General features: G+C 46.5%; 15 protein-coding genes and 2 pseudogenes. 6 read left to right on the top strand and 11 right to left on the bottom strand.

What is annotated here, in order from left to right:
* Positions 1 to 48 precede the first annotated feature (48 nt).
* Complete coding sequence (locus HMPREF1254_RS11970; protein ID WP_155945421.1) at positions 49 to 207, bottom strand: hypothetical protein; 159 nt, start codon at positions 205 to 207, stop codon at positions 49 to 51.
* Positions 208 to 250: 43 nt separating this feature from the next.
* On the opposite strand from HMPREF1254_RS11970, the gene HMPREF1254_RS04060 reads away from it, so the two are divergent.
* The 4 genes from HMPREF1254_RS04060 to HMPREF1254_RS04045 all read left to right on the top strand — a co-directional run bounded on the left by HMPREF1254_RS04060 (position 251) and on the right by HMPREF1254_RS04045 (position 3,998).
* Positions 251 to 919: a LysE family translocator gene (locus tag HMPREF1254_RS04060; RefSeq protein ID WP_023057381.1), complete on the top strand. Its 669-nt coding sequence runs from the start codon at positions 251 to 253 to the stop codon at positions 917 to 919.
* A 105-nt stretch (positions 920 to 1,024) separates the two neighbouring features.
* Entirely contained in the window at positions 1,025 to 1,573 is a 549-nt protein-coding gene (locus HMPREF1254_RS04055) for a DUF4924 family protein (protein WP_023057397.1), read from the top strand.
* Between the two features lie 4 nt (positions 1,574 to 1,577).
* Positions 1,578 to 2,426: a dTDP-4-dehydrorhamnose reductase gene (gene rfbD / locus HMPREF1254_RS04050; RefSeq protein WP_023057443.1), complete on the top strand. Its 849-nt coding sequence runs from the start codon at positions 1,578 to 1,580 to the stop codon at positions 2,424 to 2,426.
* A 6-nt stretch (positions 2,427 to 2,432) separates the two neighbouring features.
* The gene (locus HMPREF1254_RS04045; RefSeq protein ID WP_023057466.1) at positions 2,433 to 3,998 is read left to right on the top strand and encodes a peptide chain release factor 3; all 1,566 of its coding nucleotides are present in this window, start codon (positions 2,433 to 2,435) and stop codon (positions 3,996 to 3,998) included.
* A 198-nt stretch (positions 3,999 to 4,196) separates the two neighbouring features.
* Here the strand turns inward: HMPREF1254_RS04045 and HMPREF1254_RS04040 are convergent, their stop codons facing one another.
* The 3 genes from HMPREF1254_RS04040 to HMPREF1254_RS04030 are packed head-to-tail and all read right to left on the bottom strand — an operon-like array spanning position 4,197 to position 5,451.
* A complete protein-coding gene (locus HMPREF1254_RS04040) occupies positions 4,197 to 4,586 on the bottom strand; it encodes a DUF6941 family protein (protein WP_023057422.1) in 390 nt (129 codons plus the stop codon).
* Positions 4,587 to 4,588: 2 nt separating this feature from the next.
* Complete coding sequence (locus HMPREF1254_RS04035; protein ID WP_036880452.1) at positions 4,589 to 5,014, bottom strand: hypothetical protein; 426 nt, start codon at positions 5,012 to 5,014, stop codon at positions 4,589 to 4,591.
* Entirely contained in the window at positions 5,011 to 5,451 is a 441-nt protein-coding gene (locus HMPREF1254_RS04030) for a hypothetical protein (protein ID WP_023057388.1), read from the bottom strand. The genes HMPREF1254_RS04035 and HMPREF1254_RS04030 overlap by 4 nt, the downstream gene beginning before the upstream one ends.
* A 569-nt stretch (positions 5,452 to 6,020) precedes the next feature.
* Between HMPREF1254_RS04030 and HMPREF1254_RS04025 the strand changes: the two genes are divergently transcribed.
* Together HMPREF1254_RS04025 and tatC are read left to right on the top strand one after the other, a co-directional pair.
* Complete coding sequence (locus tag HMPREF1254_RS04025) at positions 6,021 to 6,206, top strand: Sec-independent protein translocase subunit TatA/TatB (RefSeq protein ID WP_023057393.1); 186 nt, start codon at positions 6,021 to 6,023, stop codon at positions 6,204 to 6,206.
* Positions 6,207 to 6,283: 77 nt separating this feature from the next.
* Positions 6,284 to 7,093 (top strand): twin-arginine translocase subunit TatC, encoded by an 810-nt coding sequence (gene tatC / locus HMPREF1254_RS04020; RefSeq protein WP_408939372.1) that lies wholly within the window; start codon positions 6,284 to 6,286, stop codon positions 7,091 to 7,093.
* A gap of 261 nt (positions 7,094 to 7,354) precedes the next feature.
* Here the strand turns inward: tatC and tsaA are convergent.
* The 7 genes and pseudogenes from tsaA to HMPREF1254_RS03995 all read right to left on the bottom strand — a co-directional run.
* A pseudogene (gene tsaA / locus HMPREF1254_RS04015) lies at positions 7,355 to 7,975 on the bottom strand (tRNA (N6-threonylcarbamoyladenosine(37)-N6)-methyltransferase TrmO); the annotation flags it as partial.
* A 361-nt stretch (positions 7,976 to 8,336) separates the two neighbouring features.
* Positions 8,337 to 8,984, bottom strand: a complete 648-nt coding sequence (locus HMPREF1254_RS04010; RefSeq protein ID WP_023057427.1) for a phosphatase PAP2 family protein — start codon at positions 8,982 to 8,984, stop codon at positions 8,337 to 8,339.
* Between the two features lie 471 nt (positions 8,985 to 9,455).
* Positions 9,456 to 9,569 (bottom strand): DUF6486 family protein, encoded by a 114-nt coding sequence (locus HMPREF1254_RS12260; protein WP_231385796.1) that lies wholly within the window; start codon positions 9,567 to 9,569, stop codon positions 9,456 to 9,458.
* 61 nt (positions 9,570 to 9,630) lie between these two features.
* The gene (locus HMPREF1254_RS04005) at positions 9,631 to 10,113 is read right to left on the bottom strand and encodes an HU family DNA-binding protein (RefSeq protein ID WP_023057416.1); all 483 of its coding nucleotides are present in this window, start codon (positions 10,111 to 10,113) and stop codon (positions 9,631 to 9,633) included.
* A 280-nt stretch (positions 10,114 to 10,393) separates the two neighbouring features.
* Positions 10,394 to 10,507: pseudogene (locus HMPREF1254_RS12255) on the bottom strand (IS982 family transposase); the annotation flags it as partial.
* Positions 10,508 to 10,645: 138 nt separating this feature from the next.
* A complete protein-coding gene (locus HMPREF1254_RS04000; protein ID WP_023057392.1) occupies positions 10,646 to 12,295 on the bottom strand; it encodes a hypothetical protein in 1,650 nt (549 codons plus the stop codon).
* A gap of 74 nt (positions 12,296 to 12,369) precedes the next feature.
* Entirely contained in the window at positions 12,370 to 12,552 is a 183-nt protein-coding gene (locus HMPREF1254_RS03995) for a hypothetical protein (protein ID WP_155945420.1), read from the bottom strand.
* Positions 12,553 to 12,762: the final 210 nt, after the last annotated feature.

The following is a 12,762-nucleotide window of genomic DNA, read 5'->3' as shown; positions in this document are numbered from 1 at the left end:
TTAGTATAGAAATCGTTTACTACCTCCCTTTGCAGGCGTAGATGCATGTCAGTTCTCGGTTGCACCGGCATTGCACCCTTCGGCTTGCATGAGGTACGGGATGGCTTTCCGCATGCAGGTGAGCCCTACAAGGAAGACCCAATGAGGGGTTCTCACCCGTTTCGCAAAGGTATTAAAAAACTTGTAGAACACAAACTTTAGCATCATAAATTTGTGCATCTCGCATAATTTTCGCAATTTTGCATACGCTATGCCGTTTGAGTTTCACATCGATATCATCGACCAGATTTGTAAGGGCATCATCATCGGAGTGATTGCTTCGGGATTGATGGGACCCGTAGGTGTGTTGTGCGTTCAGCGAACGTTGAACAAGGGGCGCTGGTATGGTTTGGTGACAGGCCTTGGTGCCACATGCTCTGACATCATCTACGCCCTGCTCACGGGTTTGGGCATGAGTTTTATGATGGATTTGATTACCAACCCCAAGAATCTTTTTGTTTTGCAGATATTGGGTAGCATTTTGCTATTGCTGTTTGGCATTTACAGTTTTCGTAACAACCCCACTAAGCACATGCACGTTAGCGGTAAAACGAAGGGTACATACCTGTACAACGGCATCACGGCTTTCTGGATAACGTTTTTAAATCCTCTCATCATCCTGCTGTTCATCGCCATGTACGCGCAGTTCAAGTTTGTCGTCCCCGACCATCCTGTCGAGATGGTGAGCGGCTACTTAGGCATCTTTGGCGGCGCACTGCTGTGGTGGTACGGTCTGACTTGGATTATCGACAAGGTGCGTGGCAAATTTGACGACAACGGCATCGTGATTATCAATAAGATTATTGGGAGCATCGTCATCGTGTGTTCCATCATCATCCTCATCGGGACGGTGTTCAATCTTTACACCTTCCACTATTAGCCAGTTATTGCCAAACCGCTGACTGGCACAGCAAACCGCTGTCGTTTCACTTGGAAACGCCGAATCACCTCATCGAATATTCAACCTCATAATACAACATCAAACGTGTATATCTCACAACAACTACGCAAAAAGAGCATCGCCGAATACATATTATATATGTGGCAGGTGGAAGACATCATCCGCGTGTACGATTGCTCGCTGTCGCGCATCCGCCGCGAATACATCAGTCAGTTCGACTACACGGACGAACAGAAGGAAGAAATGGTTGACTGGTACGGCAACCTCATTCGCATGATGAACGAGGAAGGCAAACGACAGGGCGGACACCTGCAGATTAACCAGGTCATCGTCACCGACCTCATTGACCTGCACCGCAGACTGCTGCAAAGCACCAAGTTTCCCTTCTACTCGGCACAGTACTACAAGGTGCTGCCGTTCATCGTGGAACTGAGGCGAAAAGGCGAACATGAGGAAGACGAGATACAGGTATGCCTCAACGCTTTGTACGGCGTGATGCTATTGCGGCTGCAACAGAAGGACATCTCGCCCGACACCACACATGCCATTCAGGAGATTACTACCTTCATCGGCATGCTGTCTGATTATTATATCAAGGATCGCAACGAAGGACTTCAATTTGAGGAGGATTAAAACAATGAACATACTCATTACAGGCTGCAACGGCCAACTGGGAAACGAAATGCAGGTTCTGCAGAAGGATTATCCGGAGCACCACTGGTTTAACACGGACGTCAACGAACTGGACATCACCGACAGCGACGCCATCAACAGGTTCGTGGAAGAACACAAAATCGATGGCATCGTGAACTGCGCCGCCTACACGGCCGTGGACAAGGCCGAGAGTAACAAGCGACTGGCAACGGCCCTCAATGCCGAGGCACCAACTTACCTGGCTGTTGCCATGGCTAAGCGTGACGGATGGATGGTGCAAATCAGCACCGACTATGTTTTTGATGGCACGCAACACACGCCTTACGTCGAGACCGACACGCCTTGTCCCAACAGTGTGTATGGTGCTACTAAGTTGGCTGGTGAGGTGGCCGTGGCGAAGACATGTCCAAAACATGTCATCATCCGCACGGCATGGCTCTACTCTACTTTCGGCAACAACTTCGTCAAGACGATGTTGCGACTGGGGCAAGAGAAACAGCAGTTGGGCGTAATCTTCGACCAGATAGGCACGCCCACCTACGCTCACGACCTGGCATTGGCCATCATGACCATCATCAACAAGGGCATCGTGCCGGGCATCTACCACTTTTCCAACGAGGGAGTCACGAGCTGGTACGACTTCACCAAGGCCATTCACCGCATTGCCGGCATCACCACTTGCCACGTCAAACCACTGCACACCGCTGAATATCCCACACCGGCTCACCGACCTGCTTACAGCGTGTTGGACAAGACAAAAATTAAGGAAACCTTCGGCATCGAAATCCCTCATTGGGAAGAGAGCCTCACAAAGTGCATGCATACGAAATAACGATTTATGAACGAAATACAACGCAGGCGAACCTTCGCCATCATCTCACACCCCGACGCAGGTAAAACCACCCTCACCGAGAAGTTCTTGCTTTTCGGTGGACAGATTCAAGTGGCCGGAGCGGTCAAGAACAACAAAATCAAGAAAACGGCCACCAGCGACTGGATGGACATCGAGAAACAAAGAGGTATCTCGGTATCTACCTCGGTCATGGAGTTTGATTATGAGGGCTACAAGGTCAACATTCTCGACACGCCGGGCCACCAAGACTTTGCTGAGGACACTTACCGCACCCTCACGGCCGTTGACTCGGCCATCATCGTGGTCGATTCGGCCAAAGGTGTGGAGGCACAAACCCGAAAGTTGATGGAGGTGTGCCGCATGCGCAAGACGCCGGTGATTATCTTCATCAACAAGATGGATCGCGAGGGACGTGACCCATTCGACGTGCTGGACGAACTGGAGAAAGAACTCCAAATCAAGGTGCGCCCACTGAGTTGGCCCATCGGACAAGGAAGAAAGTTCAAGGGCGTGTACAACATCTACGAACAGCAGCTCAACCTCTTCACGCCCAACAAACAACGGGTGACCGAGAAGGTGGAGGTTGACATCCAAAGCGAAGAACTGGACAGACAGGTGGGCGAACAAGGAGCTTCCCAACTGCGCGATGACCTTGAACTAATAGACGGCGTGTACCCCGCTTTCGACAAGCAAACCTACCTTTCGGCTGATGTGGCGCCGGTGTTCTTCGGCTCTGCACTCAACAACTTCGGTGTTCAGGAACTGCTCAACTGTTTTGTAGAAATTGCGCCAAGTCCCAAACCCACACAGGCAGAAGAACGCATCATCCGCCCCGAAGAACCCAAGTTCACGGGATTCATCTTCAAAATCACGGCCAACATCGACCCCAACCACCGTTCGTGCATCGCCTTCTGCAAGGTATGCTCGGGCAAGTTCGTGCGCAACCAGCCTTATCTGCACGTTCGCAACGGCAAAACGGTTCGCTTCTCATCACCCACCCAGTTCATGGCGCAGCGCAAGAGTACCATCGAAGAAGCCTATCCCGGCGACATCGTGGGTCTGCCAGACAACGGCATCTTCAAGATTGGTGACACGCTGACCGAGGGAGAAGAGATTCATTTCAAGGGATTGCCGTCGTTCTCACCCGAGATGTTCAAATACATTGAGAACGAAGACCCCATGAAGTCAAAACAGCTCAACAAAGGCATCGAGCAGCTCATGGACGAGGGTGTGGCACAGTTGTTTATCAACCAGTTCAACCAACGCAAGATTATCGGCACCGTAGGACAACTGCAATTCGAGGTGATTCAATACCGCCTGGAGAACGAGTACAATGCCAAGTGCCGCTGGGAACCAGTTCGACTGTACAAGGCTTGCTGGATAGAAGCCGACAACCACGAGGAGCTGGAAAACTTCAAGAAGCGCAAATACCAGTACATGGCGAAGGATCGACAGGGACGCGACGTGTTTCTGGCCGATTCAAGCTACATGCTGAGCATGGCGCAGCAAGACTTCAAGCACATCAAATTCCACTTTACCAGCGAATTTTGATGGACAGGCATCTCCGTACACGCTCACGAAGAGAAAGACATCTGGGGCACAGCTCTTTTATTTAGGGCATGTTATTGAACAACGAATGAAGCGAACATGGCGGAACACACATCTTTTTACAACGAATTGAAACAATCGAACCAATTCGAATGTTGTAAACAATGAAGGCCTGGCGTTAACCCAATGAAAATGAATTTATTATTTCTGTTCCGCTACAGATAAAGGAGTTGTTGTTTCATTCCCATCGAAAGAGAATACCAAATGGTACTTTCCTTGAGAGGGTATTGTGAGATGCCCGATTTTAATAATGAGGTTGGCTTCAAGAAAATCCTCTTTGTTGTCAGAGAGATCCAACGGTGCGGCAATGGGTCCGAATACAGGTTCTGCTTCTCCATCCTTCTTTATGGCTATCTCCACGTCGTGCTTTCTGTTTTCAGGTTTCTCCAAAGCTATTTTTGCCACAAATGAGACATCCGTGATGTCGACAGGAAACTTTTGTGCGTTTATGGAAGAGAATGCTCCAACTATCGTCAATCTGTCTCTGTATGTCTGTGCGAAATCGCATAAAGTTAATATTTCAACTTTCATTTTTACTTTTCAGTTATGCTGTTTGGAGAGTACCCCAAGAGCTTGTTAAATACCGCTACGTTATATTTCAATTTACCAATCGTTCTCTTTTTCGTGTCAACGAGACATGCTCCGTGCCGTCCGCTTTGTCCCTCCTTGACCGTGAACGTGATAGGTCGAAAGGTGTCGACGTACATTTGTATGGCATCTCCCATGAGACAATCTCCGAGTTTCATCCCCACCTTTTTCACCAATCGCAAGTGCAAGTCATCTTCAGACAGTTCCATGCACTGCGTTATCTCTACACTGCAATTTCTGTCTAATTCGTACATGACCATGTTCTTTTTCGTTATTGGGTCTTTCTGCAACCTTTTAAACTCATATTTGCGCGTCATCACATGGCATTTCTTCCCCTCCACAATATCTCCCGGAGTAATATACTTTGTCATTTGGCTTCAATTTCCTTTATCGTGGATTCTGGATTAAAAGAAAAGAGGGCAGCGAAGTCGTCAATATCCCTGACATCTTTTATCTGCTTGGCAGCCTCGCACGCCAGCATCAAATCTTCCCGTGACGGTGTTCCGTCAGCTGTGACGACATAATCATCTTCATTTTCTTCAATCGCCTTGTCAAACTCTTCTTCCGTAACCTCACCTTGAAAGAGTTCCACCAGTTTCTTGAAATAGTTGCGTTCCCTTGTTCTGTTATTCACAGCCTTGATGAGCAGTTCAGAGAGTCTGTCAACATGAACGATTCTCGTAACAATGCCTTGTAAGGTTGATGTTGGCACGACGGCTTCAAAACGTGAAGGGGTGTCACGCTGTTGTACTACAATATGCCATTGGCTACTGTTAAAGTTTGATATGTTGGAATGATTAATTGCCATGTGTGTAATTGTTTGTTGATAAGATGTTATGGTGCAAATATAGAAATAATCAGGATAAGGGACAAATATTTCGTTGTCTTTTTTACAATCAAATTGATTGTAAAAAATATCTTTGATGTTTTATTTCTTATATGGATTGTTTGTATTGTCAAACATGACAAATGTAGTGTAATATTTCACAATATGCAAACTTAGTGTGTAATATTTTATATTTTTCTCACAGATTTTTTAATAAAAAAGGTGTTTTGTTTTCAGGTACAATTCTGTTTTTAACAACGAATTGAACTAATCAATATGATTGTTTTTGACAATAAACGGCCTATTAAATGTAAGAGCAGTGTATAAGGGCTGAGAAATGTTGACCTACCTCATTGATTTCTCAGCCCCTATGCTTGTCGTTTGAAATATTATTCGTACATTTGCATCATCGCACAAGCCAGCAATGGTGATGCGAAACATACATTGAAAAAACAAAACCACTAACCATAGCACCCAGGCAGATGCCTACGCTGCCAGTGAGTTTCTCACCAGATGGGCAGCCCGTGGTGCTCAATACAAACATTGATATTATGTTAGGAACACCGGAAATTGTACTCATCGTACTTGTTGTTCTTCTCCTGTTTGGAGGAAAGAAAATCCCTGAGCTGATGAAAGGCTTGGGCAAAGGAGTGAAAAGTTTCAAAGATGGCGTGAACGGCATCGAGAAAGACCTCGATCCAGACCAACAAACCAAAGATACTGAAACGAAGAAATAAGACGACAGCCGCCTTTCTTACACTCCCCTATCTCAACACATTAGGAAGGGATTGACACACCACCCATGGAGGGTTTCATGATGGAAGAAGATTTAGAACTCACCTTCTGGGAACATTTGGACGTGCTTCGTGGCACGCTCATACGCATTATTGCCGTAGCCCTCATCTGTGGCATCGCGGCATTCATGTTCAAGGAAGAGATTTTTAACATTGTACTGGCACCCAAAGACTGCCACTTCGTGACGTATCGCCTGCTGGGCGTAGAGCCGTTCAACATCCAACTGGTGAACATCGGGCTCACCGAGCAGTTCATGATACACATGAAGACGGCACTCTGCTTCGGAGTTTTGTGCGCCTCACCTTACATCTTGTACGTGTTGTACAAGTTCATCGCACCCGCTCTGTACCAGCGAGAACAACGATATGCCCTGAAGATTGTGGGCAGCGGGTACATCATGTTCATCATTGGCATTCTCGTCAATTATTATCTCATCTTCCCGCTCACCGTCCGCTTTTTAGGTACCTACCAGGTCAGCGACGAAGTGCAAACCATGCTGTCGCTGGAGTCGTACATGGACACGATGCTCATGATGAGCTTGGTGTTTGGCATTGTGTTTGAGATTCCCGTCATCAGTTGGCTATTGGCCATTTTCGGATTGCTGCGGGCCGAATGGATGTCTAAATACCGCCGACAAGCCATTGTCGTCATTCTCATCCTGGCAGCCATCGTCACACCCACGGCCGACGTGTTCACCCTGCTCATCGTATCTCTGCCTATTTGGATGCTGTACGAAGTGAGTATCGTGATTGTGAGGATGACCAATATAGGCGATTCCAAACAAGCCGAAGAGGCTGTTCCCTCAACAGAAGAAGAAGATAACGACTAACGCCAGCCACATCTAGACATTGGTGCGTATCCTGCGCGATTCATCATCAAATATTTCCACTACTGACTGTTGCCCACTTTTGGTCATCAGTCATCAGTGGATTTTTTTTATTCATCCTTCAGAGATGCCCAGAACAATCAAGATTTCTCCACGCACTGCCCCGTCAGACATTTTTAAGGAAGCGTTTTCCGTGGCACGACAGGCAGACGATGCTGATTGCGCATCTTGCCCATCCCAACCATGGGTGGCATCATTTTCTACAACCCTGAACTTCACATCCTTACCATCAAACGGCATGCCGTATATTTTTTCGCTCGACCGTTGGTAAGCCGGACGCGGATCAAGAGAGAGCACTTCTTTCAAAGTGTGCAACTTGTCAGGCGTGAACTGACGCGCCACCTCATCGGGAATCACCACCTTCAACCGCTGAATCTTCGACAAATCGGTAAACCCGCTTCGGGCATCCGGATGACAGTCGGCATATGGCACGTAGGGTTTGATGTCGTAGATGGGCGTCCCATCCATCAAGTCTGCCCCCAGCACATGCAGCACAGGTCCCTGCGGGGTGTCCCACTCCACACGCTCCAGCAACACCGATGACAGACCGATGGGGTTGGGGCGAAAGGGTGAACGACTGGCAAACACGCCTACCTTCTGGTTTCCTCCTAACACGGGCGGGCGCACCAACAGACTGTCCGACTGATGTGGATTGGCGTTGAACTGCCAAATGAGCCACAGATAGTCAAAACCCTCGATGCCCCGCAAGGCATCAGCTTGGCGATAGGGAGGCTCAAAGACAAGCGTGCCGTGCAAACCAGCTGCCAGTCCGCTCTGCTTGGGAATGCCAAACTTGGACGTGAAGGGTGAGTGAAAATAAGCAATGGGATGAAAAGACTCACCACAGCGGGCAACCTGATTCCCGACAGGTGTTGAATCGGCAGCACCGTTGTCGCCGCATGATTCTTGCAAGGATTCGTCTAATCGTTGATGTTGATTGGTCATGTTTTCAGCTCCATTCGTTGTTCTGCATTGTTTAGGCTGGTTCTATAAATTAGCTTTGTTAGATTTTGAACTTATTTTTGAGGTCAAAATGCGAGAGAGTGAAGGAGTGTAGCGAGCTACACGACTGAACGAACTTACATTTTGAACCAAAAAGAAGCCAAAAGATAACAAAACGTGTTTCATAAAAATTTAATGACTTTATGCGGTGGTAATTTATAGAACCAGCCTTTAGTTCCTGCCGCTAACAGCTCAGTACCACCATCACCACCATCGTAAGACAACCCACGGCGAAGGGACTGTTTACGTGCACCATCGTTTTGGGCTTCAACTCATCTGCATCGACATATCGTCTTAACAATAAACGAAACAAATAGTAGATGACGCTGGCACACAGCACACCAATACACATGCCTGCCAACAAGTCGCCGGGATAGTGAACGCCCAGATACAGGCGCGAATAACACGTCAGCAAGGCCCAGAAAATCAGAAACAGGCAGAGGTATCGCCGTCGCAAGAGAAGAATCATAAAGCTGGTGAGTCCCCAGCTATTGGCGGCATGGGCCGACGGAAAGCTGAAGGCTCCACCACGGTATCCATCCACAATATGGACAAGTGGTGAGATGGGATTATCCAAATGACTCGGCCGCAGCCTCCCCACCCAAGGACGAATCAACGTGGATGTGATTTGGTCGCCACATGTAATAACCAACGTGATGCACAGCACAAACAGGAGGCTTGCTTTCAGCGAAAAGTTGCGAAACACCACATAAGCCAAACTGATATAGAACGGCACCCAGGTCCACTTGTAACTGTACATCCACATGAAACGGTCCCAAAATTCAGAATGGTAGCCGTTCACAGCCAACAACGCCGTGTGGTCCCAATTCAAAAGTATATTGTAAAAATGGAGTATCGCGTCAACCATTTGTCATCCGCATGCAATAAAAATGTGCTGTAAATTACTAATTTACGTGCAAATTTAGGCATTCATCCACACCAAACCAAGAAAAAACGCATGAAATATCTACTACAACCCTAAAAATGATACTTTTTTCCAACAAATAGTTTTCACCAAACCGATTGTGCCACTCCCATTCTGTGGTCAGATTCGCCTCTCTGTAAAAGCAACAAATCATTGACGCATCAACCAAAGACAAAGCCAACCGTGACAGGTTGGCTTTGCATTATTTCAGGACGGTTCTATCAATTAGCTTTGTTTGTGAACCACCCTTCAGAGAATCCTCGAGCAACTGAGAATAGCCACGATGGCTGCCAGAAGCAAAAGTACGTTCGTCACGAGGCGCAGTCGTACGTTCCATTGTTCGATACGCCCAGTCCAACGGTCCTCCCGTGATGCTCTTCAATTTTCGTTGTAAGGCAGTTTGTCTTGCGAGTTGAGCATGCCCAGGATGGCGGTGGCGGTGGCGATGGTGATAATGAGCTTGAATATAAGTTTCCAATTAATGCGTTTCATAGTGATTCATGTTTTTTTCCAAAATTCCTCCCCACCCGTGAGGGCAGGGAGGATGGAAGATTTAAGGTTTCGGATTGGGAGTTGCGTTTTCCTCAGGTTTTCCTGCAACGGGTTTCTTCGTGTCCACGGGGTTCTTGGGAGCCTCCTGAACCTTGATACCGTCGAGGAACCTGCGGTTGCGCTTCTTGCCTTTGCCGCCGCCACCCGTCATCTCAGGAAGGAAGTTCACGCGATAGTTCACCACATTGCTGGTCACGTTAAAATCGGCTGCCTTGTTGGCCGGTTTAGTTTTCAAGCCAATTTTAAACGAACCAAATCCGTTAAGTTTCACCACGCGGCTCTGTTGCAATTCGTCTTGCATCACCTCTACCAACTCGGCCAGTACGGCCACCACGTCACTGCGCTTCACGGTACAGTTGCGCTGGATGCGTTCGGCCAGAGCGTCGGTTTCGATCACTTGTGGATGAATGGCGCGGGCATACCACTTGTCCTTGGTTGTAGAACTCATTCTCTTGTCTTGATACAGTTTATACATTACTGCCATAATAATTGTGTGTTTTTAAATGATTGATTATTAATTCTCGGCTGTGTGTTTTTCATGGTACGCGGTTTCCTGTTCAATGCCGGCTTATCGTCCGGGTTACCGCTTCATGGTTTGTCTGCCGAATCAGTCTCTCTGACTGACGATGCAAAGGTACAATAGAATAAAGGTGAAAACAAGAAACATCAATAGGCATCAAAGGAGCAAAATGAAGAATGTGAAATTTTCCTGATTTCATCACACTATCATTAAAGGTATACGCGAGTTCGGGATAAGAAAATCTTTAGAAAAGTTCCAATTCCCTTGATTTCTCTATGTGTACCGGCAGGCCTTCCGGCTTATTGTCAAAGAAACAACAGGCTGTAAGAGCAGAACACAAGTTCATGATGAAATTATACGAGAGTTCGGAATAAGTGACAAAAAGAGACCCTTTTTAGATCTCTTTTTGTCATATAAGCTGAAATCGACCGCCTGTGGCGGTATTTATGAGCGGGTTCTTTTAAAGGGCCCGCTCAAAATAAAACGATCGGAGAGACTACTCGAAAGGCTGCGCTACATTCCCGTTTTCGCGGCTGTTGTTGGACAGGTACACGTTACCACTGCCGAAGCTCAGGAAGTAAGCGTGAAAACTATTGCTGGGTGAAGAAGCACTGGACGACCAGTAGTAACCTTCTGAACCGATGTCGCAAAGACAACCATTGCTGTAACAGCCCAACGCAGGGAGAAAGAAGTAATTACTAATTTCACTATCAGCTGGCTTGCCGGATTTTGCAAAAGTGTTGTAGTCGGCGTAAAAAGGGGGGTAGACGTAGGCATAAGTCAGCAAGTTTCTACCATCGGGATCTGCCTTCTTTAAGTCGGCAAGTTCCTTACCGTTTTCTTTAGCGATGACGCTGAGCTTCTTCAACCATATACCACGGGTATAAGTCTTGCCGAAAACCGTCCACTGGGTGGTAATATCCCAATGGGCATCACCCTTCAATACGTACCAAGCCATTTCGTTGGCATTGGGAAGCTGCTTGAAGAGAGGATTGACGGAAGCCTCGAAAGAACCTTCACCTTCGTGATACCAACGAGCGCCATCAGTTGCCTTAGACTTAGGATAATTATCGTTTTCTGCACCTTCCGTTGTTGGCTGCCAAGGTGTAGCAGCGTCCCACTCGTGGCCTGACCAAAAGTTCTCGGCGGCATCCCACATGTAATAATTGCGACCGCTGTAATGTCTGACACCAAGATTGACGGTAATATCACAAATCTTATTGGCACCAAAGGTATGTGATTTATAACTTTTGGTTATTGTCATATCCGTATTCTTTGCGTCTGAAACTGTATATGTTACTTTCAAGGCATGGGTGCCGGGAGCTATAACTACGTAAAGTGAGTTTTTAATACTTTTAGTTGCTGTTGCTTGATCAGCAAGCTTAAGACCGCTAGTACCTACATTCAGCGTAATTGTCTTTGAATCACCCGTACCGGAAAGACCTGATTGGCTAAGATTATAAGTACCGGCAATATTGTTATCAGAGGTTATCTCTATACTTTTAATCTTATAGTTTTTGCGTTGTTCCTCAGAAGTCATATAGGGAAGGAAGCAAAGATAAGATGCCTTGTGCTCCAAGTCGAACTTATAACCGCTCTTGCCTGCAACGGTAGTCTTCGTTGCCTTTGCCACACCGCAATCGCCGGCGGCACCAAAATGCTTGGTATTGTTAAAGGCTACTTGGGTCTGATTGTTAGCGATAACAACTTTCTTTTTTTCGGCACTGGGGTTAGTACCACAATAGTACACATTGTATTCCTCTTTGGTGTAAGAACCATCTACCAAGAATGTAGTGCAATCTACAGCATCTTTGATTGTATTCTGACTCTGAAACAACGTCTTATTATCGTCCTCTACATAGATCACGTCTTTAGGCTCCCAAAGGAAGACTCCTTGAACACCGATGTCGTTACGATTCATAGAGGTGCGAGTGAGAAAGCCAGGGACTTCTGTTGAAATTTCAGGAGTACTAAGCTGCATACGCTCCATAGGAGCCTCTGTTACGATACCTCCTGTAAAGGCAGTAAGCTGACCATTACTATTACTATTATTATTACTATCAGCACTCTCTTCGTCAGAACAGCTGCACATCAGCACAGATACAGCCACGCAAACAGCAAATGAGATAAATAATTTTATTTTCATCTGTTTCAATTGTTTATAAAATTAATTCATTAAAAATGGTTATTACGAATAAAGTATTTAAGAGTTGGGCTCAACTAATGAATGAGGAGAACATTCGCATCCTCATCTTCAAGAAGATCGGAATCGAATTCAGCTTTCTTATGTCCACCACCAATTGGGCTTGCGGCACAGAGCGAATACTCTACTGAAAAGCAAACTATGCGAGGACTAATGTAAGCCGCCTTTTTAACTGCGGCTCTGGTTTCTGTTTTACTCATAACGATACAATAAATTTTTATTTGACTTTTAGTTTCTGAATATACAACCATACAAGGATGGCAAAGAATTACCTTCCAAAAAGAGAAACAAAGCTTCGCTGCGCACTAAAGCATAATGCACAGAAAGAGGTATAGTATAAAAGAAGATATACCTTATATATATATTAGAGAGAGAGAGAGAGAGAGAGAGAGAGAGAGAGAGAGAGAGAG

The organism is Prevotella sp. BV3P1 (assembly GCF_000479005.1).
In the GTDB taxonomy this organism is placed as follows: domain Bacteria; phylum Bacteroidota; class Bacteroidia; order Bacteroidales; family Bacteroidaceae; genus Prevotella.
Note: the sequence above shows the minus strand (reverse complement) of the source record. Positions and strands in the feature narration are given on the sequence as shown.